21 protein-coding genes and 1 other RNA gene are annotated in these 24661 nt (G+C 43.8%); 18 read left to right on the top strand and 4 right to left on the bottom strand.

What is annotated here, in order from left to right; genetic code table 11:
* Window positions 1-26: 26 nt before the first annotated feature.
* The 16 genes from rsmI (at window position 27) to lpxC (ending at window position 18729) form a co-directional block, all read left to right on the top strand.
* Complete coding sequence (gene rsmI, locus C9J48_RS19515) at window positions 27-887, top strand: 16S rRNA (cytidine(1402)-2'-O)-methyltransferase (protein WP_036803949.1); 861 nt, start codon at window positions 27-29, stop codon at window positions 885-887.
* A 136-nt stretch (window positions 888-1023) separates the two neighbouring features.
* Window positions 1024-1406, top strand: an RNA gene (rnpB, locus tag C9J48_RS19510) — RNase P RNA component class A.
* A gap of 560 nt (window positions 1407-1966) precedes the next feature.
* The gene (rsmH, locus tag C9J48_RS19505) at window positions 1967-2914 is read left to right on the top strand and encodes a 16S rRNA (cytosine(1402)-N(4))-methyltransferase RsmH (protein WP_006232450.1); all 948 of its coding nucleotides are present in this window, start codon (window positions 1967-1969) and stop codon (window positions 2912-2914) included.
* Window positions 2911-3231, top strand: coding sequence for a cell division protein FtsL (gene ftsL / locus C9J48_RS19500; RefSeq protein ID WP_006232451.1), 321 nt, complete (start codon window positions 2911-2913; stop codon window positions 3229-3231). Before rsmH ends, ftsL begins: the two co-directional genes overlap by 4 nt.
* Window positions 3232-3234: 3 nt before the next feature.
* Entirely contained in the window at window positions 3235-4989 is a 1755-nt protein-coding gene (locus C9J48_RS19495) for a penicillin-binding transpeptidase domain-containing protein (RefSeq protein WP_006232452.1), read from the top strand.
* A 14-nt stretch (window positions 4990-5003) separates the two neighbouring features.
* Window positions 5004-6524: a UDP-N-acetylmuramoyl-L-alanyl-D-glutamate--2,6-diaminopimelate ligase gene (gene murE / locus C9J48_RS19490; RefSeq protein ID WP_006232453.1), complete on the top strand. Its 1521-nt coding sequence runs from the start codon at window positions 5004-5006 to the stop codon at window positions 6522-6524.
* Complete coding sequence (gene murF, locus C9J48_RS19485) at window positions 6521-7927, top strand: UDP-N-acetylmuramoyl-tripeptide--D-alanyl-D-alanine ligase (protein ID WP_006232454.1); 1407 nt, start codon at window positions 6521-6523, stop codon at window positions 7925-7927. Before murE ends, murF begins: the two co-directional genes overlap by 4 nt.
* The gene (gene mraY, locus C9J48_RS19480; protein ID WP_006232455.1) at window positions 7924-9006 is read left to right on the top strand and encodes a phospho-N-acetylmuramoyl-pentapeptide-transferase; all 1083 of its coding nucleotides are present in this window, start codon (window positions 7924-7926) and stop codon (window positions 9004-9006) included. The genes murF and mraY overlap by 4 nt, the downstream gene beginning before the upstream one ends.
* A complete protein-coding gene (gene murD / locus C9J48_RS19475) occupies window positions 9007-10350 on the top strand; it encodes a UDP-N-acetylmuramoyl-L-alanine--D-glutamate ligase (RefSeq protein ID WP_006232456.1) in 1344 nt (447 codons plus the stop codon). It begins immediately after the preceding gene.
* Window positions 10344-11579, top strand: a complete 1236-nt coding sequence (gene ftsW, locus C9J48_RS19470; RefSeq protein ID WP_006232457.1) for a cell division protein FtsW — start codon at window positions 10344-10346, stop codon at window positions 11577-11579. The genes murD and ftsW overlap by 7 nt, the downstream gene beginning before the upstream one ends.
* Window positions 11566-12630, top strand: a complete 1065-nt coding sequence (murG, locus tag C9J48_RS19465; RefSeq protein WP_006232458.1) for an undecaprenyldiphospho-muramoylpentapeptide beta-N-acetylglucosaminyltransferase — start codon at window positions 11566-11568, stop codon at window positions 12628-12630. Before ftsW ends, murG begins: the two co-directional genes overlap by 14 nt.
* 15 nt (window positions 12631-12645) lie before the next feature.
* A complete protein-coding gene (murC, locus tag C9J48_RS19460; protein WP_006232459.1) occupies window positions 12646-14106 on the top strand; it encodes a UDP-N-acetylmuramate--L-alanine ligase in 1461 nt (486 codons plus the stop codon).
* A gap of 270 nt (window positions 14107-14376) precedes the next feature.
* The gene (locus C9J48_RS19455) at window positions 14377-15138 is read left to right on the top strand and encodes a cell division protein FtsQ/DivIB (RefSeq protein WP_006232460.1); all 762 of its coding nucleotides are present in this window, start codon (window positions 14377-14379) and stop codon (window positions 15136-15138) included.
* 15 nt (window positions 15139-15153) lie between these two features.
* Window positions 15154-16410, top strand: a complete 1257-nt coding sequence (gene ftsA / locus C9J48_RS19450) for a cell division protein FtsA (protein ID WP_006232461.1) — start codon at window positions 15154-15156, stop codon at window positions 16408-16410.
* A 33-nt stretch (window positions 16411-16443) separates the two neighbouring features.
* Window positions 16444-17628 (top strand): cell division protein FtsZ, encoded by a 1185-nt coding sequence (ftsZ, locus tag C9J48_RS19445; protein ID WP_107281224.1) that lies wholly within the window; start codon window positions 16444-16446, stop codon window positions 17626-17628.
* A 186-nt stretch (window positions 17629-17814) separates the two neighbouring features.
* Window positions 17815-18729, top strand: a complete 915-nt coding sequence (lpxC, locus tag C9J48_RS19440) for a UDP-3-O-acyl-N-acetylglucosamine deacetylase (RefSeq protein WP_107281223.1) — start codon at window positions 17815-17817, stop codon at window positions 18727-18729.
* Window positions 18730-18826: 97 nt separating this feature from the next.
* Here the strand turns inward: lpxC and C9J48_RS19435 are convergent, their stop codons facing one another.
* A complete protein-coding gene (locus C9J48_RS19435; RefSeq protein ID WP_006232464.1) occupies window positions 18827-19288 on the bottom strand; it encodes a DUF721 domain-containing protein in 462 nt (153 codons plus the stop codon).
* Between the two features lie 354 nt (window positions 19289-19642).
* Between C9J48_RS19435 and secA the strand changes: the two genes are divergently transcribed.
* Both secA and mutT read left to right on the top strand, forming a co-directional pair.
* The gene (secA, locus tag C9J48_RS19430) at window positions 19643-22375 is read left to right on the top strand and encodes a preprotein translocase subunit SecA (protein WP_006232465.1); all 2733 of its coding nucleotides are present in this window, start codon (window positions 19643-19645) and stop codon (window positions 22373-22375) included.
* A 176-nt stretch (window positions 22376-22551) separates the two neighbouring features.
* Complete coding sequence (gene mutT / locus C9J48_RS19425) at window positions 22552-22950, top strand: 8-oxo-dGTP diphosphatase MutT (RefSeq protein ID WP_006232466.1); 399 nt, start codon at window positions 22552-22554, stop codon at window positions 22948-22950.
* A gap of 90 nt (window positions 22951-23040) precedes the next feature.
* Here the strand turns inward: mutT and yacG are convergent, their stop codons facing one another.
* From yacG to coaE, 3 genes are read right to left on the bottom strand one after another with little or no spacing between them, the layout of a single operon-like run.
* On the bottom strand, window positions 23041-23256 hold the full coding sequence (yacG, locus tag C9J48_RS19420) for a DNA gyrase inhibitor YacG (RefSeq protein ID WP_006232467.1): 216 nt from the start codon (window positions 23254-23256) through the stop codon (window positions 23041-23043).
* 8 nt (window positions 23257-23264) lie between these two features.
* Complete coding sequence (gene zapD, locus C9J48_RS19415) at window positions 23265-24002, bottom strand: cell division protein ZapD (RefSeq protein ID WP_006232468.1); 738 nt, start codon at window positions 24000-24002, stop codon at window positions 23265-23267.
* Between the two features lie 54 nt (window positions 24003-24056).
* A complete protein-coding gene (gene coaE, locus C9J48_RS19410) occupies window positions 24057-24659 on the bottom strand; it encodes a dephospho-CoA kinase (protein ID WP_036803953.1) in 603 nt (200 codons plus the stop codon).
* Window positions 24660-24661 lie beyond the last annotated feature (2 nt).

The raw sequence follows: 24661 nt of genomic DNA, 5'->3' as shown, positions 1-24661 counted from the left end.
TTAATTGCAGATGAGATCTTAAACAAATGAGAGAGACCAATTCATGCATGGTAGATGTTGCAACTTTGTACATCGTACCCACACCAATCGGTAACTTAGCAGACATTACACACCGTGCATTGGATGTTTTAGCAAATGTTGATTTAATCGCTGCTGAAGACACTCGTCACACGTCGCGCTTGCTGTCGCATTTCTCTATCTCTACCCGCACCTTTGCGCTTCATGACCATAATGAACAGCAAAAAGCTGATTATTTGATCGAGAAGCTTCAAGCGGGTACCAGTATCGCACTTGTATCCGATGCTGGCACACCTCTGATTAGTGATCCAGGATATCATTTAGTTAACCGCTGTCGTCAGGCGGGTGTAAAAGTTGTGCCTTTACCTGGCCCTTGTGCGGTTATTACTGCACTAAGTGGTGCCGGTTTACCGTCTGATCGCTTTAGTTTTGAAGGATTCCTTCCACCAAAGAGTAAAGGACGTCGCGATACGTTTCAATCACTTGCTGACGACGAGCGCACATTAATTTTTTATGAATCACCGCACCGAATTACAGATTCCTTAGCTGATATGTTAGCGGTGTTAGGCCCAGAACGCCAAGTTGTGTTAGCGAGAGAGTTAACAAAAACGTATGAAACAATCCATGGGGCACCATTAGGGGAGTTAATCGATTGGTTAAGTGAAGACAGCAATCGTGTCCGTGGCGAAATGGTGGTGTTAGTTGCCGGACACCGTAAAGCAAAAGATGACTTGCCTTCTGAAGCGCTACGTACCGTGGCTTTACTAGTTAAAGAGCTTCCTCTTAAGAAAGCGGCAGCACTGGCTGCTGAGATCCATGGTGTAAAGAAAAATGCGCTTTATAAGTGGGGATTAGAAAACCTCGATTAAGATCTTAATCGCAATGCACGGCGTTTGTTTGTAATGACGTAATAAAACGGATTTATTGTTCGATATTTAGACGCTTTTTGCTTGTGTGTGATCTTTTACTGGTAACTGGTGCTGGACTCTTATAGAATCCGCCACCGGAGTTGGTCAGGCGATCGCTGCTTCGTTGATGTCCTTAGGGAGACTGACGGAGGGGAGGAAAGTCCGGGCTCCAAAGGGCAGGGTGCCAGATAACGTCTGGGGGGCGCGAGCCCACGACAAGTGCAGCAGAGAGTATACCGCCGATGACTCGCTTGCGAGAACAGGTAAGGGTGAAAGGGTGCGGTAAGAGCGCACCGCGCGGCTAGTAATAGTTCGTGGCATGGTAAACTCCACCCGGAGCAAGACCAAATAGGTCCCTAATGGCGCGGCCCGCGTTGGGGACGGGTAGGTTGCTTGAGCCTGTGAGCGATTGCAGGCCTAGAGGAATGGTTGCCACTGCGAAAGCAGCTACAAAACCCGGCTTATAGACCAACTCCACCTATTCGAATAAAAGGTGATGTTGACTTCTCTTATTGAAGTTAACATCACCTTTTGTCGTTTCTATCGTATGAAATTATCCATCAAACCTAAAACCGTTAACTTATGACGTATCTCTGACGTTAAATGTTCTTACTTGCTTGACAACTTTTTTGTCTCATACGTACACTTTGTAGTACGGTTTATGGGAAAATAAGTGCAGCACAGCCTTCGTAACGATAAATACTCATTATACTGTTATAAGTTATTGATGAATTTAGGTATATAAACGATAGCGGTTTATGTTTAAAGCTGCGATGACAGTGTCAAGGCGAAAAGGCTGTTAGCGATGACAAAGCGCTATTGTGATACCTGTGATAGTCTCTTTGTTGATACGATAATTTATCCATTTTTAGGTTTGCTGTCTTAAGCCTATTTATAACTCGTTTTATTACGTTAAAATTGGCTATAAACCGCTTTAACAGTAAATTGTTAGATACAAGATCCAACTTCAGGCTGGGGTGACATTTTAATGAACCGCTCACCTCAGTAAGCTTTCACTTTAGCTGAAACCAATTAATTATATGTCTGAACAATTTGAGCACATCTCCGTCCTACTTCATGAATCGGTTGACGGTCTAGCGATTAAACCTGACGGTATTTATATCGATGGTACTTTTGGTCGTGGTGGACACAGTCGCCTGATCCTATCTCATCTAGGTGAAAATGGTCGCCTATATGGCATCGACCGTGATCCTCAAGCAATTGCAGAAGCACAATCTATTGATGACCCCCGTTTCAGTATTATCCATGGTCCGTTTTCGGGCATGGCTCAATACATGGAAGAGCGTGATTTAATCGGTCGTGTCGACGGTGTATTACTTGATTTAGGTGTGTCATCACCGCAGCTAGATGATGCTGAACGTGGTTTTAGTTTTATGCGTGACGGCCCGTTAGACATGCGTATGGATCCTACATCAGGCATTTCAGCGGCAGAGTGGCTAGCAGAAGCAGAAGCAGATGACATTGCATGGGTGTTAAAAGAGTTTGGGGAAGAGCGTTTTGCTAAACGTATTGCACGCGGCATTGTTGAGCATCGCGAAAATCCTGATAAAGCGCCATTAACTCGTACAACAGAATTAGCGGCTTTAATCTCAAATGTATCTCCGTTTAGAGACAAGCATAAGCACCCTGCAACGCGCAGTTTCCAAGCGATTCGTATTTATATTAATAGCGAACTTGATGAAATTGAAACAGCGCTAAATGGTGCGGTTAAAGTGTTAGCACCACAAGGTCGCTTATCTGTAATTAGCTTCCATTCATTAGAAGATCGTATGGTAAAGCGCTTTATTCGCAAGAATAGCAAAGGGCCTGAAGTACCTGCGGGTTTCCCATTAACAGAAGATCAAATTAAAGCATTGGGTTCTGCTGATTTAAAGATGGCGAGCAAAGCCATTAAGCCTTCGAAAGATGAGCTAGGTGATAATAAGCGAGCCCGTAGTTCCGTACTGCGTCTTGCTGAACGTCTATGAGTCTAGACCCACAACCGCCTTCTAATTTAGCCCGTCTGATCGCACGAGATATCGTGTCGGTCGGACGCGTTCCTGCGATCTTGTTGATCCTGATATTAATATCTGCTTTGGCTGTGGTGTATGTCACCCATCAATCACGGCAACTGATAGCTCAGCAGGAGCAGCTGCTCATAGAACGGGATCAGCTAGATATAGAATGGCGGAATCAAATTCTAGAAGAGAATTCACTAGCGGAGCATAGCCGAGTTGAGCGCTTTGCCGAAGAGGAAATCGACATGAAACGACCTTCTGCTAAGAATGAAATCGTTGTGCAATAATTTATGGCATTATTTAAAAGCTCAAAGACAAAAAATCAGCGACGCCAGAAAGCGCCATCGGCATTTATTCCGTGGCGCTTTGGTGTTATATGCGGTTGTATATTTCTTGCCTTGGTCAGCCTCATCGGCCGTGCCGCATATATTCAAGTGCTCGAGCCTGGAAGATTAATTCAAGAAGGCGATTTACGCTCACTACGTGTAAAAGCCATGCCTTCAGCTCGAGGGATTATTTCAGATCGTAATGGCGAGCAATTAGCTGTTAGTGTCCCTGTTCAAGCCGTTTGGGCAGATCCTGTTCAAATTTATAAAAATGGCGGAATGCAGCAAGTTGAGCGATGGCATGCCCTCGCGGATGTGCTGGGTTTAAATCGACAAGAATTACTAGCCCGTCTGGAAAAATACCAAAAACGCCGTTTTGTTTATTTAGCCCGCCAAGTTAGCCCTGCAATGGCAGATTATGTCAGTAAATTGAAATTACCGGGTATTGGACTCAAAGATGAATCTCGTCGTTTCTATCCATCAGGTGAAGTCAGTGCCCACTTGATCGGTGTGACTGGGATTGATGGTCATGGTTTAGAAGGTGTCGAGCGCACCTATGACGGTTGGCTAACAGGTGAACCCGGTCGACGCACGGTACGAAAAGATCGTTATGGGCGTGTGGTTGAAAATATTTCTCTGCAAAAACGTGAACCCGGCAAACCACTAGAATTAAGTATTGATCAGCGTATTCAATCGGTAGCGTATCGTGCGATGAAAGAAGCCATCGTTAATTTACCAGCAACATCAGCGAGTCTTGTGCTTGCAGATGTGAATACTGGCGAAATATTAGCAATGGTTAATGCGCCATCATTTAATCCTAATAATCGTAATGATCGCCAATCGTATAAAATGCGTAACCGCGTAATCACCGATTCTTTTGAGCCAGGTTCGACAGTGAAACCGTTTGGTGTTTTAGAAGCCATGGAAAGTGGCATTGTTGATGAAAGCACACTAATTAAAATACCGGGGCGTCGTTTACGTGTTGGTAGTAATTATGTTTCTGATGTCTCTCGGATCGAGAAAGAAGCGACAGTTGGTCGCATTTTGCAAAAATCCAGTAACATCGGTATGACGAAGCTGTCGCTTGCTATGCCCATTGAAGATCTTATTGAAATGTATCAGCGCGTTGGGTTTGATGAGCCATCGGGTATTAATTTAGTGGGTGAAGCTGTGGGCTTGTTCCCTAATCGACGCCGTTGGTCTGATATTGAACGAGCAACATTTGCATATGGTTATGGCTTGTCTGTTACACCCATTCAGTTAGTACATGTTTACGCGACATTGGGCGCCAAAGGGCTGAAACGTCCATTATCGATTTTAAAAACAGAGAAAGTCGTTCCTGGCAAACAGGTTATAGATCCTGAATTAGTCGAAAAAGTACTGACGATGATTGAATCTGTAACCGATAAAGCAGGTGGCGGCGGCGGCTGGCGTGCAGCAGTTCCGGGCTATCGTGTCGGAGTGAAAACAGGTACCGCTAAAAAAGCGATCGCGGGTGGTTATGGTGATGACTATATTGCCTACACCGCAGGTGTCGCCCCGATCAGTAAGCCGCGTTTAGCAATGGTTGTGATGGTGAATGAACCGAAAGGCGAGCAGTATTATGGTGGTGCAATAGCCGCTCCGATTTTTGCTGAAGTCATGCAAAGTGCATTACAAATTTTGAATGTGCCGCCTGATGCCGATACCATTGATAAAATGAATATCGTAAATAAATAATTGAGGCGATGTAAATGTTAAGTCCTAGTCAATCGATCACACTTGGATCATTGCTTTCACCGTGGATGGCCACATCTGATTGGCAAGAAAAGTGGCGTGAACATAGTGTCGCGAATATGACGATTGATAGTCGTCAAATTGAAGTCGATGACTTATTCGTTGCTGTTAATGGTCATGCCGTTGATGGTCGTGGCTTTATTCCAGCGGCAATTCACGCTGGGGCAACTGCTGTTCTCGCTGAAGCCGATAGTATCGCTAATCATGGTGATATTGTTGAGCAAGACGGTATCGTGATTATTTATTTTCAGCAATTGAATCAGTACCTTTCAGCAATTGCCAACCGCTTTTATGCCCAACCCGATACACGTCTTAAATTATTGGCTGTGACAGGTACAAATGGGAAAACCACCATTAGCCAACTGTTAGCACAATGGGCAAACCTCATTGGTTATAACGCAGGAGTTATGGGAACGACAGGTAATGGTTTGTTAAATAGCCTTATACCTGCGGTTAACACTACGGGTAATGCGATTGAAATCCCTCATGTATTGCATGATCTTGTCGAGCAAGGTGCTGATTTTGCCGCAATGGAAATTTCATCACATGGGTTAGTGCAAGGACGTGTTAAAGCCTTGCAATTTGTTGCCAGTATCTTTACCAATTTAAGTCGCGATCATCTTGATTATCATGGTGATATGGCAAATTACGCGGATGCAAAAAAATGTTTGTTTACCGAGCATCAAGCGGGCATCCCTGTTATTAATGCTGATGATGATATTGGATTATCTTGGTTAGCCGACTTACCTAATGCGGTTGCAGTCGTAACGGATAAAGCCCGTTTAGGCGAAGGTTATCAGGGACAAGCGTTATGGTTAACGGATGTCGCGTACAGCACTCAAGGCGTTAATATAAGCTTTGATTCTAGCTGGGGGGCTGGTCAGTTTACAGCACCGCTTGTTGGTTCATTTAATGTGTCGAATCTATTGCTGGCATTAGCGACGTTATTAGCCTTAGGACACTCTATTGATAAATTGATTGCGGCAGCACCACGCTTGACTGCAGTGATTGGTCGAATGGAAGTTTTTCAACGTTCTGACAAACCGATGGTTGTAGTTGATTATGCTCATACGCCAGATGCTTTAGAAAAAGCACTGCAAGCGTTACGTGTGCATTGTCAGGGTAAATTGTGGTGTATCTTTGGCTGCGGTGGCGACCGTGATATCGGTAAGCGTCCTATGATGGCTGAAATATCAGAGCGCTTAGCGGATCAGATTATTATTACGGATGACAATCCGCGCACAGAAGCGCCAGCAGGTATCGTCAGTGATATGTTGCAAGGGTTAACATTGCCACAGCAAGCACAAGTGATCCATGATCGTAAATTAGCGTGCACTTATGCAATAGAACACGCACGAGCGAATGATATTATTTTATTAGCTGGAAAAGGTCATGAGGACTACCAAGTTCTCGCAGATCGAACCATTCATTATTCTGACCGTGAAACGGTGCAAGCTTTATTTGGGGAAACAGCATGATAGAGGTTCAGTTAGCACAATTGGCTGATGTCTTAGGTGCAGAGCTAATCGGCAACGATATCACTGTTGCCAATGTTTCGACAGATACGCGAACTGTCTCTGCTCATACATTGTTTATTGCGTTAAAAGGTGAGCGCTTCGATGCTCACGACTTTTGCCAAAATGCAATGGATAACGGTGCCGCGGCATTATTGGTGAGTCGTCACTTACCTGTTGAACTACCCCAGCTAGTGGTTAAAGATACTCACCAAGCACTTGGGTTACTAGGTGCATGGTTAAAGCAGAGCATGGAGCAAGATCATGGTCTGAAGACGATAGCATTGACGGGCAGTTGTGGTAAAACGACAGTTAAAGAGATGGCGGCTGAAATATTAAGCCAAAAAGGTAACGTGTTATCCACGGCGGGTAACTTCAACAATGACATCGGTGTACCACTGACGTTATTGCGCTTAACCGCTGAGCATGAATTTGCAGTTATCGAATTGGGTGCCAACCACCAACAAGAAATTGCTTACACCACCAACTTAGTCAAGCCACAAGTAGCCTTGGTCAATAACCTTGCTGCAGCGCACCTTGAAGGGTTCGGCTCGCTGGCTGGCGTTGCAAAAGCGAAAGGTGAAATTTTTGAAGGGTTAACCGCTCCCTTAAATGATTCAGGCTTAAGTACAGCCATCATTAATGTAGACTCCAATGATCTCGCGATGTGGCAGCCACTTTTAGCTCAACATGCTGTAAAAACTTTTTCTTTAACAGATATTGATGCAGATTTCTCTGCAACTGATATTTTTATTAACTCTGAAGGGCGAGCTTGTTTTACAATGCGTACCTCCGCTGGCACGATTGATATAACGTTAACGTTAGCGGGCATTCACAATGTGTCCAACGCGCTGGCAGCTGCTGCGTTAGCGATGACGGTTGGTGCAACGTTAGAGCAGGTTAAAGCGGGTCTTGAGCAAGTAGTTAACGTAAAAGGTCGAGTGGATGTGAGTCATCCTCGAGAAGGTTTACGTTTAATCGATGATACCTATAATGCGAGTGTTGCTTCGGTGAAAGCTGCAATTGATCTATTAGCTTCTTTTACAGGGCAACGTTGGTTTGTGCTCGGTGATATGGCTGAACTGGGTGAAGAGAGTGCAAGCTTACACCGGGAAGTGGCAGAGTATGCCATGACAAAAGCCTTAGATAAGGTATTCACATTCGGTTGTGCGAGTGCTGTGGTTAGTGACTTAAATCAAGGGCAGCACTTTGCAGATAAATCAAAATTAATTGAACAATTACAAGCGCAACTTCATCTGCGTAATATTAATCAACAACATTACCAAGAGGTAACAGTGTTAGCAAAAGGTGCACGTAGTTCTCGAATGGAAGACGTGATTGCAGCGCTGCAGGAAGATACACAATGATTTATTGGTTAGCTGATTTACTTGAACCATCATATCCATTTTTCAGATTGTTTGAATACCTGACTTTCCGCGCCATTATGAGCGTATTGACAGCATTGATACTTTCGCTATGGATGGGGCCACGCCTTATTGCACGTTTGCAAATGCTGCAAATCGGTCAGATTGTCCGTAATGATGGGCCAGAATCACATTTTAGCAAGCGTGGTACGCCAACGATGGGCGGTATCATGATTTTGGCTGCGATTACGATAACCGCGTTATTGTGGACTGATTTATCAAACCCTTACATTTGGGCTGTGCTTGCCGTAATGCTCGGTTATGGCGCTGTCGGGTTTGTTGATGATTACCGTAAAGTGGTGCATAAGAACTCTGATGGTCTTATTGCCCGTTGGAAATATTTCTGGCAATCCGTTATTGCACTGGTTGTTGCTTTTGCTTTGTATATGCACGGTAAAGATACCGCAGCTACTCAATTGGTTGTACCTTTCTTTAAAGACGTCATGCCACAACTCGGCTTGCTTTATATCGTATTAACCTACTTTGTTATTGTAGGCACCAGTAATGCGGTCAACTTGACTGATGGCCTAGACGGTTTAGCTATTATGCCTACAGTGATGGTTGCTGGTGGTATGGCATTTATTGCTTGGGCGACAGGTAACGTCAATTTTGCGGAATACCTACACATTCCTTATCTCAAAGATGCCAGTGAGCTGGTGGTCTTATGTACCGCAATTGTGGGTGCTGGTTTAGGGTTCTTGTGGTTTAACACTTACCCAGCACAAGTGTTTATGGGCGATGTAGGTTCATTAGCATTAGGCGGTGCATTGGGGACGATTGCGGTATTAGTGCGTCAAGAGTTGCTATTAGTGATCATGGGCGGTGTGTTTGTAATGGAAACCGTTTCTGTCATTTTACAGGTGGGTTCTTACAAACTTCGTGGACAGCGTATTTTCCGCATGGCACCGATTCACCATCATTACGAGCTAAAAGGCTGGCCTGAACCACGTGTTATTGTGCGCTTTTGGATCATTACGTTAATGCTAGTATTGATTGCTTTGGCAACATTGAAGGTTCGATAAATGAAAGGCTTAGGCGGTGTAAAAAAGGTTGTTGTCATTGGTTTAGGGATAACAGGCCTGTCGGTTGTTAATTTCTGGCTACGTCAAACTGGCGCTCGTGATATCAAAGTGATTGATACCCGCGCAATACCGCCTGGGCAAGATAAACTTCCTTCTAGCGTTGAGCTATGTGCAGGGCAATGGAATATGAATTGGCTGTTAGAGGCTGATTTGATTGTTGCGAGTCCAGGCATTGCGCTGGCTACACCTGAGCTAGTTGCTGCTAAAGCCGCAGGTATTGAAATCGTCGGTGATATTGAGCTATTTGCCCGTGCTGTGACAAAGCCTGTCGTGGCGATCACAGGGTCTAATGGCAAGAGTACGGTGACAAGTCTGATTGGTGAAATGGCAAAAGAAGCCAGTATCAATGTGGGGGTCGGTGGCAACATCGGCTTTGCTGCGTTAGATATGTTAGCGAATGAGCATGATTTGTATGTGCTTGAGCTATCTAGTTTCCAACTTGAAACAACCTCATCGTTAGAGTTAAAAGCTGCGGTATACCTTAATCTTTCTGAAGATCATATGGATCGCTATGACGGGATAGAAGATTATAGCTTGGCAAAAATGCGGATCTTTGAACATGCAGAATTAGCGGTATACAACCGCGATGATCTGGCTACTTTACCCACTAGTTTCAGCCATAAGATCACCAGCTTTGGATTTGATAATCAAGATTATGGTTTGGTAACGTTAGACGGGGAAGAGTTTTTAGCCGTAGATAAACAACCGATCATGAAAACCAATGATATTGCATTGGTTGGTCGACACAATGTAGCGAATAGTTTAGCGGCATTAGCTTTGGCTGATGCTGTTAACATCGATCATCAAGCCGCATGCCGTGCTTTGCAGCGTTATAACGGTTTAGCACATCGCTGTCAGTTGGTAGTGAATCAACATGATGTTAAATGGGTGAATGACTCAAAAGCAACGAATCTAGCCAGCACGTTAGCCGCGCTTAAAGGGCTAAACTTACCGGGTAAGTTACATCTGCTGGTGGGTGGTGATGGGAAAGGGGCTGATTTTTCGGAACTAAAACCTGTTTTGGCTGACTTAAATGTACAGCTTTACTGTTTTGGCCGTGATGGAAATCAGTTTATGTCGTTGGTTGATGCCCCCATTTGTACTGAGGCAATGGCTGAAGCAATGACTATCGCAGCAGATACCGCGCAAAAAGGCGATATGATCTTATTGTCGCCAGCGTGTGCTAGCTTTGATCAATTCCCCAACTTTATGGCACGAGGTGATGCATTTGTTGAACAAGCCAAAGCCTTACAACATCGTGTTGCAGGAGCAAAGGCATGTTAAGCCAAGCTAAGAATGGCGCTTCAACCGTCGGTGAGTGGTTAACTAAACCCCCTGCACCGTGTTTGTATGATCGCCAATTAGTTTGGATTGCGTTATCTCTAATGATCACTGGCCTTGTGATTGTTACATCAGCTTCAGTACCTGTTGCGACACGTTTAACGGGCATCCCTTTTTATTTTGCACTACGCCATGCCTTCTTTCTTGTTTGTTCTTTAGTGATCATCGCAGGGGTCGTACAAGTACCATTATCACGTTGGAAGCAATTCAGCGTGCCAATGTTATTTCTGTCAATTGTATTGCTTATTATCGTTCTGCTTATTGGGCGTTCGGTGAATGGTGCGGCTCGCTGGATCCCACTAGGGATTTTTAATCTTCAACCAGCGGAAGTGGCTAAGCTCTCATTATTTATTTTTTTGGCGGGTTATTTAGTCCGCCAATATAGTCAGGTTCGCGCTAGTTTTATTGGCTTTATAAAACCACTTGCCGTGCTGGGTATTCTTGCTTTTTTATTGTTAATGCAGCCTGACTTAGGCTCATTCGTTGTAATGTTCGTTACCACTGTGGGTATGCTGTTCATTGCCGGAGCTAAGCTTTGGCAGTTCTTAGTGATGATTTCAGGCGCACTGTTAGGCATTGGCCTTTTAATTGTTTTCGAACCTTATCGATTACGTCGAGTGACGTCTTTTCTTGACCCATGGGAAGATCCCTTTGGTAGCGGATATCAGCTTACCCAGTCATTAATGGCATTTGGACGTGGCGAACTGATGGGGCAAGGGCTAGGTAACTCCATTCAAAAATTAGAATATTTACCGGAAGCGCACACGGATTTTGTGTTTGCTGTTTTAGGTGAAGAATTAGGCCTTATTGGCGTTACTGTTGTATTGCTATTAATTTTTGCCTTGGTATTTAAAGCGCTATTCATTGGGCGCAAGTGTTTGCAGTCTGGGCAGCTATTTGGTGGCTTTTTAGCATGTGGGTTTAGCTTTTGGTTCGCATTCCAAACGCTGGTGAATGTTGGTGCTGCGATAGGCATGGTACCAACAAAAGGGTTAACTTTACCCTTGATCAGTTACGGTGGTTCGAGCTTATTTATAATGGCTACCGCGGTGGGTATTTTACTCCGTATTGATCACGAACAGAGGCTGTTTGCCAAGTATGGTCTGGCAGAATCTGAAGAATTGGATGACAGTAGTTTAAATGACAGTAACAACAACGATGAACAAGAATAAACGCTTACTCGTGATGGCTGGTGGTACTGGCGGTCATGTTTTCCCTGGTCTTGCTGTGGCTAAAACATTGCAGCAAGAAGGTTGGGAGATCCGCTGGTTAGGTACCGCTGATCGTATGGAAGCTGATTTAGTGCCTAAACATGGTATTGAAATTGATTTCATTAAAGTAAAAGGACTGCGTGGGCAAGGAATCACGCGTTTGCTTGCAGCACCATTCAAAATTGTAGGTGCTATTTTACAAGCTCGGAAATACATAAAAGCTTGGCAGCCTGATGTGGTACTGGGCATGGGGGGCTATGTAAGCGGTCCTGGCGGTGTAGCTGCTTGGTTATCTGGTGTGCCTGTTGTCTTACATGAGCAGAATGCAGTTGCTGGATTAACCAATCAATGGCTATCACGTATTGCTGCGAAAGTATTACAAGCTTTTCCGGGGGCTTTTGCTAATAAAGACGTTGTTGGTAATCCTGTCCGTCAAGATGTGACGGCACTAGCAAGCCCTCAAGAACGATTTGCAGAGCGACAAGGTCCTGTGCGAATTTTGGTTATGGGGGGAAGCCAAGGGGCACGAATCCTTAACCAAACGTTACCAGAAGTCGCAGGCTTACTTGGTGACAAAGTGACGATCTGGCATCAAGCAGGTAAAGGTAGCCAGCAAGTTACAGAGCAGGCTTATGCAAAGAGCACCAATGTGCCGCATAAGGTAACTGAATTTATCGACGATGTTGCTGCTGCGTACGCATGGGCTGACGTTGTTGTTTGCCGCTCGGGCGCATTAACTGTGTCGGAGCTATCGGCAGCTGGTGTTGGTGCTATTTTTGTACCGTTTATGCACAAAGATCGCCAGCAAGCACTGAATGCTGACCATTTAGTGCAGTGTGGGGCGGCAAAGATGATAGAACAAATGGATTTAACAGCTGCAGGGCTAGCTGAAGAATTGAACCAATTAGATCGTGAAGTATTAAAGCAAATGGCTGTTGCTGCACGGGAAGCCGCGATTGTTGATGCAGATGTACGCGTCGCAGATGTCATTAAATCGTTGGCACGAAAATAAGAAGAGAACAGAGTGATGAGTAAACTGGACAACCAGCAATTAGCAAAAATTAGAACAATGGTACCAGAGATGCGTCGTGTAGAGCGTATTCACTTTGTTGGAATTGGTGGTGCAGGCATGAGCGGCATTGCTGAAGTTTTAGTGAATGAAGGCTATCGCATTAGTGGTTCTGATCTTGCGCCGAATGCGGTAACAGACAGTTTAACCCGAAAAGGCGCTGAAATCTTTTTTGGGCATGCCGCTGAAAATGTGAATGGCGCGAGTGTTGTTGTTGTCTCAACCGCTATTGCTCAAGATAACCCAGAGCTTGTTGCTGCTCGTGAACTTCGCATTCCCGTGGTTCGCCGTGCAGAGATGCTTGCAGAATTAATGCGCTACCGTCATGGTATTGCGATTGCGGGAACACACGGTAAAACGACAACCACGGCATTAATGACTCAAATCTATTTTGAAGCAGGCTTAGATCCAACGTTTGTTAACGGTGGCTTAGTGAAAAGTGCGGGTACAAATGCGCGCTTAGGTTGTAGCCGTTATTTGATTGCTGAAGCTGATGAAAGTGATGCATCTTTCTTGCACCTTCAACCGATGGTTAGCGTTGTTACCAACATTGAAGCTGATCATATGGATACGTATGGCGGTGATTTCGAAGTCTTAAAGCAAACATTTATCGACTTTCTACATAATTTACCGTTTTATGGTTTGGCCGTTATGTGTGTCGATGATCCTGTGGTACGAGAGTTATTACCTCGGATTGGACGTCAGATTATAACGTACGGTTTCTCTGATGATGCCGATGTACGTATAGTTGAATATAAGCAATATGCTCATCAGGGGCACTTCACCATCGTACGTGCAGGAAAGCCTGACTTAAATGTGAAGTTAAATATTCCAGGTAAGCATAATGCGCTGAATGCAACCGCAGCGGTTGCTGTTGCTACCGAAGAAGGTGTTGATGATGATGCCATCATTCGTGCACTGTTGGAATTTGAAGGCACAGGACGTCGATTTGATCACCTTGGTGAGTTTGATACGGGTAATGGCAGTGTGATGCTGGTTGATGACTATGGTCATCACCCAAGTGAAGTTGATGTTACGATTCAAGCTGCGCGTGCGGGCTGGGAAAAGAAACGTCTGGTCATGATTTTTCAACCTCATCGATATAGCCGTACTCGCGATCTTTATGAAGACTTTGCGCATGTACTGGAACAGGTTGACGTTTTACTGATGTTAGATGTCTACTCTGCGGGAGAAGTTGCAATTCCTGGTGCCGATGGGCGATCTTTGTGCCGAACGATTCGTGGACGTGGCAAGATTGACCCTATTTTTGTGCCAACCCATGACGATTTGCCATCAGTATTAGCTAATATTCTTCAGAATGATGATTTACTTCTGACACAAGGTGCTGGTGATGTAGGCAAAATAGCCCGTCAATTGGCGGACTTGCAGTTAGATATCGCAGCAATGCGAGCAGAATAGTCATTTGACCTATTGGTGATGGTAACTTTCAGAATTTTTTTGTGATAATTGGCATTATTTTTGTTTATTCTGCCAACAATAGTAAGATAGTTATTATCATCAAAATGAAATTGATTTCATTTGTTGTGGCTAAAAGTAGTAACAACAGTTGGAGAGCAACGAGTTGGTCGGTATAATCGTCCAACTTTGCTTGTTAGGGCTAAAAAGCATTATGCTAAAGCTTTGGAGGAATATTCTCCTCTGCGATAGGTAAAGGTAAGCGAATTAATAATGACTGAAGCAGTCGTAAAAAGAATAAGCTTCCTTTCACCTTCGGTTGTAATGAAGCGCTGGGGGGGATTGGCGTTTTTTCTTTTTGTTATTGGTTTCACTGTGTGGCTGATTAGTGCCACGATGAACTGGATGACTGATGCAAACCGTTTACCCTTGTCACAACTGGTTATTCAGGGTGATTTGGATTATTTGACGACTGACGATGTACGTCAGGCGATATGGCATCTTGATCATCTAAGCAGCTTCATGACACAAGATGTTGATGATATTCAAGCTGCACTTGAGGCATTACCTTGGGTAGCACAAGCCTCAGTACGAAAGCAGTGGCCAGATACATTAAAAGTATACCTTGTTGAGCACCAACCAATTGCTGTGTGGAATAGTAAGTATTTAGTGAATCAACAGGGAAGTGTATTTAAAGCAGATTCGCAACAAGTTGCTGATTTACAGCTGGTTCACTTGGCAGGTCCAGAAGGCAGTAGTAAAGAAGAGCTTGAAGTGTTGCGTGAAATGCAACCCAGATTACAACGTGCGGGTTTTGAAATTGATACTCTTGCACTTAATGAACGTCGAGCTTGGCGTATTTGGTTAACAAATGGTATTCGACTAGAACTTGGTCGAGAAGCTCGAATCGAACGACTTGAACGTTTTATATGGCTTTACCCTGAATTAGAAAAACAAGGCAAAGAAATAGATTACGTAGATTTGCGCTATGATATTGGCGCAGCTGTGGGTTGGAAAATTGTTCCAGAACAATAATAAGAGCGTGCGCTAATGACGAAGGCGGCAGATAAAAAACTCATAGTTGGTCTTGATATCGGCACCTCCAAAGTATGTGCTTTGGTAGGGGAAGTGCTTCCAGATGGCAATGTGAACGTTATCGGAGTGGGTAGTAGCCCGTCACGGGGAATGGATAAAGGTGGAGTCAATGATCTTGAATCTGTCGTAAAATCTGTTCAACGTGCGGTCGATCAAGCCGAATTAATGGCAGATTGTCAGATATCTTCCGTATACTTGTCGTTATCAGGTAAGCATATTAGTTGCCAAACAGAAAAAGGCATGGTGCCTATTTCTGATAAAGAGGTAACTCAGGATGACGTTGATAATGTCATTCATACGGCGAAATCAGTAAAAATTAGCGATGAACACCGAACTTTACATGTAATTCCTCAGGAATTTGCTATTGATTATCAAGAGGGAATTAAAAACCCAGTTGGTTTATCAGGAGTTCGAATGGAAGCCAGTGTTCATTTGATCACTTGTCACAATGACATGGCGCGTAATATCGTTAAAGCGGTAGAGCGTTGTGGACTAAAAGTGGATCACTTAATTTTCTCTGGCCTTGCGGCGAGCCATGCTGTGCTAACCCCTGATGAGCGTGAACTCGGCGTTTGTGTTGTGGATATTGGCGGCGGCACAATGGATTTAGCTGTGTGGTCTGGTGGGGCATTACGTCATGCAGAAGTGATTCCATATGCAGGCAATGTTGTTACTAGTGATATTGCTTATGCGTTTGGTACTCCTCCGGGCGATGCTGAAGAAATTAAAGTGAAATACGGTTGTGCGTTAAGTGAGTTGGTGAGTAAAGATGCAAAAGTCGATGTTCCCAGCGTGGGCGGTCGACCATCACGTAGCTTACAAAGCCAAACCTTAGCGGAAGTGATAGAGCCTCGGTACAGTGAGTTATTAGGGCTGGTTAATCAGAAGCTCATAGATATACAAGATCAAATGCGAGATGCGGGTGTTAAACATCATTTGGCGGCAGGCATCGTCCTTACGGGCGGCGCTTCACAAATGGAAGGTTTGATTGAATGTGCTGAACGGGTTTTCCGTAATCAAGTACGTATAGGTAAACCTTTAGAGCTCAATGGATTAACTGACTATGTTCAGGCTCCGCATTTTGCAACGGCAGTAGGATTACTGCATTACGGAAAGGACAGTCAGGCATTTGATGATAGTGATATAGAACCTAAACGTTCAGTTTCGGGATTATTTACTAGAATTAGTGGCTGGTTTAAAAAAGAATTTTAACCCTGATGCGAACAGGATGAACGGAGAGAACACATGTTTGAACCGATGATGGAAATGTCTGATGAAGCTGTTATTAAGGTCATTGGCGTTGGCGGCGGCGGCGGTAATGCCGTCGATCACATGGTACGTGAATCGATTGAAGGCGTTCAGTTCATCAGTGTTAATACTGATGCACAGGCACTTCGTAAAACCAGTGTAAGCACTGTTATTCAGATTGGTGGTGATATCACTAAAGGTCTGGGTGCGGGAGCAAACCCACAAGTGGGCCGAGATTCGGCACTGGAAGATCGCGAAGCGATCAAGGCAGAACTTGAAGGTTCTGACATGATCTTTATCGCGGCAGGCATGGGGGGCGGCACTGGAACAGGCGCTGCACCAATTATTGCTGAAGTAGCTAAAGAGCTAGGCATTCTTACTGTAGCGGTGGTAACCAAACCATTTAGCTTTGAAGGTAAGAAGCGAATGGCTTTTGCTGAACAAGGTATCGAAGAGCTTTCTAAGCATGTTGATTCTTTAATCACGATTCCGAATGAAAAGCTGCTTAAAGTGCTTGGTCGTGGCATTACGTTATTGGATGCATTTGCTAAGGCTAATGATGTTCTTAAAAATGCCGTTCAGGGTATTGCAGAGCTAATAACCCGTCCTGGTATGATCAACGTCGATTTCGCCGATGTTCGTACCGTAATGTCTGAAATGGGTCATGCGATGATGGGCAGTGGCGTTGCTACTGGTGATGATCGTGCTGAAGAAGCCGCTGAAATGGCGATTTCTAGCCCGTTACTTGAAGATATCGATCTGGCTGGTGCTCGTGGTGTGCTTGTAAACATCACTGCTGGTCTAGATATGCGTCTTGACGAATTTGAGACCGTCGGTAATACCGTGAAGGCGTTTGCATCAGATAATGCAACCGTTGTTATCGGTACTTCACTTGACCCAGACATGAGCGACGAGCTACGTGTAACGGTTGTTGCAACCGGTATTGGCAAAGAATCTAAGCCAGATATTACTCTGGTAACTGCTTCTAAGCCGGTACAAGCAACACCAGCTGCGCCTGTATCTGTTGAAGAAACGAAACCTTCATCAATGATGCCATCATCAGCGGCACTGGAAAGTAACGTGCAACAGCCAGCATCAGCAGCTGCAGCGCCGAAATCGAAGCCTCAGGCAGATCATGACTATTTAGATATTCCAGCATTTTTGCGAAAGCAAGCTGACTAAGCCTTAATAGTAAGGTCTGTGGTATAGTTATCCATGATTGTATTATTTTGTAAGTACATGATTGGATAGCTAATCTGTAAATTGTTTGGGAAATGACCAGATCCATGGTATTATTTCTGACCATTTCCTGTTTATAGCAGGATGATGAGTAAATGATTGGCTTAAAAACAGTTGAGATATAAGCAGATGATCAGACAACGTACACTTAAAAGCATAGTGCAAACGACTGGTGTGGGCCTCCACTCTGGGCGTAAAGTTACGCTTATTCTGCGTCCTGCCGCAGCAAATACTGGCGTGATTTATCGCCGTACAGATTTAAATCCACCTGTAGATTTTCCTGCAGATGCGAATTCCGTACGTGATACCATGTTATGTACCGCCCTTGTTAACGAGGACGGCGTGCGTATCTCAACCGTTGAGCACTTAAATGCCGCATTAGCAGGCATGGGCATTGATAACGTTATTATCGAAGTTGATGCACCTGAAATTCCGATTATGGACGGTAGTGCTAGTCCGTTCATTTATCTGCTTCAATCTGCAGGTATTGATACATTGAATGCGCCTAAGCGTTTTCTTCGTATCAAAAAAACAGTACGAATTGAAGATGGTGATAAATGGGCAGAACTTGTTCCGTTTAATGGCTTTCGGTTAGATTTTGCTATCGATTTTAATCACCCAGCAATTGATGCCGATCAGCAACGCTTAGTGCTCGATTTTTCGAGCAAGTCATTCGTTAAAGACATTAGTCGTGCACGAACTTTTGGTTTCATGCGTGATATTGAATATTTACAATCTCAGAATTTAGCTCTGGGTGGTAGTTTCGATAATGCTATCGTGTTGGATGACTACCGTATTCTTAATGATGACGGTCTACGTTTCGATAACGAATTGGTGACACATAAAGTATTGGATGCTATTGGCGACCTTTACATGTGTGGTCATAATATTATTGGTGAAATGCGTGCTTATAAATCAGGCCATGCACTTAACAACCAATTATTGCGTGCAGTGTTAGCCGATCAAGAAGCGTACGAATGGGCGACTTTCCAAGACGAAGAAGTGCCGGTGACATTTGCTCAACCAGGTATGGTGTTAGCGTAATTTTCGCTGCATGATAAGAATTAAAAAAAGCCGAACTCAGTTCGGCTTTTTTGTATCTGAAATACGGTCTTAATCGTATATAGATGAAATCTATTATTTATCGCTGGCGCTTGTCTCGAGCAATTTGAGCTAAGCGTTCTAACCTACGTTTCACCTTTTCTGGTGCGTTCGCCGCTGTTGCCAGTAGATGTTGTTCCGCTATTTCACTGATTGGCTTTTGAATGATATCCGGTACTTTATCTTCTTTGGCTCTTTGTATTGCAGCCAGCTCAGGATTCACCTTAACCTCAATATTTGATAATTGAGGCAATAGCTTCTCGCGTAATTTCATCATTAAACTATTACGTTCGTAATTCAAACGCATTGACCATGATGCGGAAGACGTCTCAATGATTAATGTACCTTGGCGGTAATTACTGACACGGCAGTGCTGAGCACAATTCAAGTGTTGTTTCACGGCTGCATTGAGTTTACTTAGTGCAATGGCACGCTGTTGAATGTTGTTTAAGCCTTTGTCATCGAGCAAACTCGAAGGGGTTTGAGGGCGATGGTCTCTCATAACACGTATTCCGTATCAATAATTGAGGTCTAAGTCCTAATTTTTCGAATATGAAAAGAAAGACACCAGCTTTAGCCATAGGCTATGCCGTTAATATGGCTTATTATATCAGTTCTGTAAGTGAAGATACTTGAAACACAGTACTCATTATGAGGATTGTTTCTGTAAAGCCCTTGAATTTATAAAAGGGTGGCACAATATCTCTTACAACCGTATTGTTTCAGTTGTTGGCCTCATTGTCATATTGTATGACAGATACCGGCGGGACAGGGATTAATGCTCCCCGAATGAAACCCTGATTAAGCTATTCAGCACGTATTATAAGCTGATATAACAAAGAGAAACGACATAGCCATGTTATCAAAACTACTGACTAAAGTTATCGGTAGCCGTAACGACCGCAGTCTGCGTCGTATGCGCAAAATTGTCGATGAGATCAATAAATTAGAGCCTCAGTTTGACAGCCTACAAGATGAAGATTTAAAGGCTAAAACCGTTGAATTCCGCGAGCGTCTAGATCAAGGCGAATCATTAGACCAACTTCTACCAGAAGCATTTGCGACAGTGCGTGAAGCATCAAAGCGTGTCTTTGGTATGCGTCACTTTGACGTGCAGCTGCTTGGTGGCATGGTACTGAATAATTGCCAAATTGCAGAAATGCGTACTGGTGAAGGTAAAACCCTAACTGCAACCTTACCGGCGTATTTAAATGCCTTAACCGGTAAAGGTGTTCACATTGTAACAGTGAACGATTACCTCGCCGCGCGAGATGCAGAAACTAACCGTGCGCTGTTTGAATTCTTAGGTATGACCGTTGGTATCAACGTGCCTAATATGCCTCCTCAAGCAAAAAAAGAAGCATACAGTGCCGATGTACTTTACGGTACGAATAACGAATTTGGCTTCGATTACTTACGTGACAATATGGCTTTCCGCCCTGAAGATCGCGTACAGCGTGAACGTTTTTTCGCCGTAGTCGATGAAGTGGATTCAATCTTAATTGATGAAGCTCGTACCCCGCTGATTATCTCTGGTCCTGCTGAAGATAGCTCAGAGCTATACACTAAAATTAATCTATTGATCCCACAGCTAGTAAAACAAGATCAAGAAGATAGTGAAGAGTTCCGTGGTGAAGGTCACTACACCGTTGATGAAAAATCGAAGCAAACTCACCTGACAGAAAATGGTCAAGAGTTTGTTGAAGAGTTATTGATGCAACAGGGAATGATGGCTGAGGACGATACTTTATACTCTCCTTCTAATATCAGCCTATTACACCATATTACTGCTGCTTTACGTGCTCATGTACTCTTTGAACGTGACGTTGATTACATCGTTAAAGATGATGAAGTCATTATCGTCGATGAGCACACGGGCCGTACTATGCCTGGACGTCGTTGGTCTGAAGGTCTTCACCAAGCAGTTGAAGCGAAAGAAGGCGTTAAGATCCAGAACGAAAACCAAACATTGGCATCTATTACTTTCCAGAACTACTTCCGTCTGTACAGCAAGCTATCCGGCATGACGGGTACGGCAGATACAGAAGCATTTGAATTCCAATCTATTTATGGGCTGGAAACCGTTGTAATGCCAACTAATAAACCGATGGTCCGTGATGATATGGGCGATCTGGTTTATATGACAGAAGCTGAAAAGTTCGCGGCTATTTGTGAAGATATAAAAGAACGCTTTGCTAAAGGTCAGCCTGTTCTTGTCGGTACGGTTTCGATTGAAAAATCAGAATTGCTCTCTAATGCGCTGAAAAAAGCGGGTATTAAGCATGAAGTACTGAATGCTAAATTCCACGAGAAAGAAGCGTATATCATTGCAAATGCGGGTCAATCTGGCGCTGTAACCATCGCAACTAACATGGCTGGTCGTGGTACCGATATCGTGTTAGGCGGTAGCTGGCAGGAAGAAATTGCGAATCTGCAAGATCCAACTGATGCTCAAATTGCTCAAATTAAAGCGGATTGGAAAATTCGTCATGAAACAGTATTAGCTGCTGGTGGCTTACATATCACGGGTACTGAACGTCACGAATCTCGTCGTATCGATAACCAGCTTCGTGGTCGTTCTGGTCGTCAGGGTGATGCAGGTTCATCGCGCTTCTATCTTTCAATGGAAGATGGCTTAATGCGTATCTTTGCTTCAGATCGTGTATCAAACATGATGAAGAAGCTAGGTATGGAAGAAGGCGAAGCGATTGAACACCCTTGGGTAACGAAAGCAATTGAAAATGCGCAGCGCAAGGTTGAAGGTCGTAACTTCGATATTCGTAAGCAATTACTTGAGTTTGATGATGTAGCCAACGATCAACGTAAAGTGGTTTATGAACTACGTGATGAGTTGATGAATGCTGCAGATATCAGCGACATGATTACGCAAAATCGTGATGATGTGATTCTTGCTGTTGTTGATGCATATATTCCACAACAGTCTCTTGAAGAAATGTGGGATATTAAAGGTCTTGAAGAACGCTTAAAAGCGGACTTTGATTTAGAGCTTCCTATTCAAGAGTGGCTAGATACAGAAGAAAAACTTTACGAAGAAGCACTTCGTGAGCGTATTGTTGCAACAGCGATTGAAGTTTACCAGAAGAAAGAAGAAGTGGTTGGTGCTGAAGTTCTGCGTAACTTCGAGAAAACTGTGATGTTGCAGAATCTTGATACGTTGTGGAAAGAGCATTTAGCGGCAATGGATCACCTTCGTCAAGGTATTCACCTTCGTGGTTATGCACAGAAAAACCCTAAACAGGAATACAAGCGTGAATCGTTTGAACTGTTTGAGGAAATGCTAGATAGCTTGAAGTCTGATGTAGTATCGATTTTGAGTAAAGTACGTGTGCAGCAACAAGAAGAAGTTGATCGCATGGAAGAAGAACGCCGCCAGCAGGCTGAAGAGCTTGCACGTCGTCAGCAGTACCAACATCAAAATGCTGCAAGTCAAATTGCAGATGAAAGCGATGCAGAACAGCCTGCAGAGTCTGGTACGTTTGAGCGTGAAGAACGTAAGGTTGGCCGTAACGAACCTTGCCCATGTGGTTCTGGTAAGAAATACAAGCAATGTCACGGTAAGATCAACTAAACGATCTTCTCTTCATTGCTGTGTTAATAAAGAAGGCCGCTGATGCGGCCTTTTTATTAAGATAAATTAGAAGCGAGAAAGTGATGATAATGATTGTGGTGAGCAGAGAAATACACTGACGGTCGACTTATCAAGCATGCTTAAATCACTTGTCATTGATACAAAAGGGAAAGGCGTTGAATAAAAAAACTATTTGGATTTCTGCTGGGATCATTCTAAACCCTCAAGGGGATCAGGTTTTTATTACTCGTCGTGCTGATAAGGCGCATCAAGGTGGGTTTTGGGAATTTGCGGGTGGCAAAGTCGAAGTTAATGAAACTGCAGAGCAGGCAGTCGTACGTGAGTTATTTGAAGAAGTGGGCATTCGCGTTACTGAGATCGAACATTTCATGGCATTGGATCATGATTACCCAGATAAAGCCTTAAAGTTTGATTTCTTTTTGGTGAAAGCGTTTAGTGGTGAAGCGTACGGGAAAGAAGGGCAACCCGGTGTGTGGATTAATCTGTGCGATTTAGCTAACTACCGTTTTCCTGAAGCAAATGAAGCGGTGTTGCGTAAGCTGATGAGCAAATAAAATTAATATCTAACGTATGGATATTGGCAGGTACATGATTGTTAACCTGCCTTCAGCGATTTATCAAAGAAGAGTTATTTACGCCATCTTTTAATAATTCATGTCTTCCGACCAGCCATCTGAATCAGATAAATCAGGTGCGCCTGGAATTGATTTCTCTTCTTCTGCCCATTCACCCAAATCAATTAGTTGACAACGTTTGGTGCAAAAAGGGCGGTAAGGGCTTTGCTCTCCCCATTCGACTTCTTTCTTGCACGTTGGGCATTTAACAATAGTGGGTGTTGTTGGCGTGTTTGATTGTGACACGGGTAACCTCAGCAAATAGCTAATTTAAATTCAATGGTATCAGCAATCGTTGCACCTTCTTCAAAAGGAATGAAGCGAATAGCAAAACGACCACGATGTCCTGATATCATAGGGTATACACCATAGCTAGGGCAAATTTGTAAGCGTAATAGGCTGGCATCTTCTGCGGTATGTTGAAAGAAACCTGCACGGGCTATTTGTGGCTGTAACTGTCCCGACTCACGGGTAAAGCGTAGCCATAAGTTTAATGCGTCAGTCATTTCAGTTAGTTGGGATAGCCAAGTACTTAAGTCATTTTGCTTATGCGCCAGAGGCAAATGTAGCCAATGATGCAAGGTCGGTAAATCAAAACAACAACTACCACCTGGAATTGAAAAGCGCTGTTTAATCCCACTTAAGAAACGATCATCTCGTAAATCTTGACCTAGTCGGTTGGCTGCAATCAATTTATGATGTGCCATATCCATACTATCAAGTAGCTCTAATAAGGCATTTTGATCAACCCCATCGATATTGAGCCAATTTTTCAGTTTGCATCGCTGTTTTTCAAGATCTTTTGCGAGCTCTGTTTTGAGTTGCACTTGATCTAAAATTTCTAATAGATCAAACAAAGCACGGAAAAAGATTTGATGCTGCCATTGATCGCTCAATTGGCTCGCGTGAGTCATTTGTCGAATTAAATATTCAAGACGTAAGTAAATACGTACTTTCTCATTTAGTGGGTGTTCAAATCTGTTTGTTTGCATATGTTGTCATCTACTTAATTTTGACAGCTGTATCATTGAGAAATAAGCAGCCCTTTAATAAAGATGGCTCATTTTTATGTAGTTTTGATGTAATTCGGCTACTTTATTTTTAAGTTCTGCACTATTACCATTATTGCTAATAATGTCATCAGCGGCTGCATTTCGATTTCGGCGAGACGCTTGTGCCATCAGGATTTTTTTTACTTGTTCTGGTGCCACATTATCTCGTGCTTGAGTGCGCTCAATTTGTACCGACTCGTCGACATCAACCACTAGTAAACGATGAGTCATCGTTTGCAGGTTATTTTCTACCATTAAAGGAACAACCAATAAGCAATATGGCGATGTTGCTTTGCTGATATTTGAGAGCATTTTTTCTCGAATCAACGGGTGCAATAAACCATTGAGCCAGTCTTTTAGTTGATGCTCGTTAAAGATAGCGTCTCTTAGCTTACTGCGATCAAGCGTGCCGTCTGTCAACAGGATGTCAGCGCCTAATTTGTCTACAATTGCATTTAGCCCTGCCGTGCCGGGTTCAACGACCTCTCGGGCTATGATGTCGGCATCAATAATATCAATGCCGTAATCACCAAAATGGTTGGCAACTGTTGTTTTACCGCTACCAATACCGCCTGTAAGCCCAATAACCATCGTCATCA

Origin of the sequence: Photobacterium profundum (assembly GCF_003026285.1) — a bacterium.
Taxonomy (GTDB): Bacteria; Pseudomonadota; Gammaproteobacteria; order Enterobacterales; family Vibrionaceae; genus Photobacterium; species Photobacterium profundum.
This window is presented reverse-complemented; position numbering and strand designations above follow the sequence as displayed.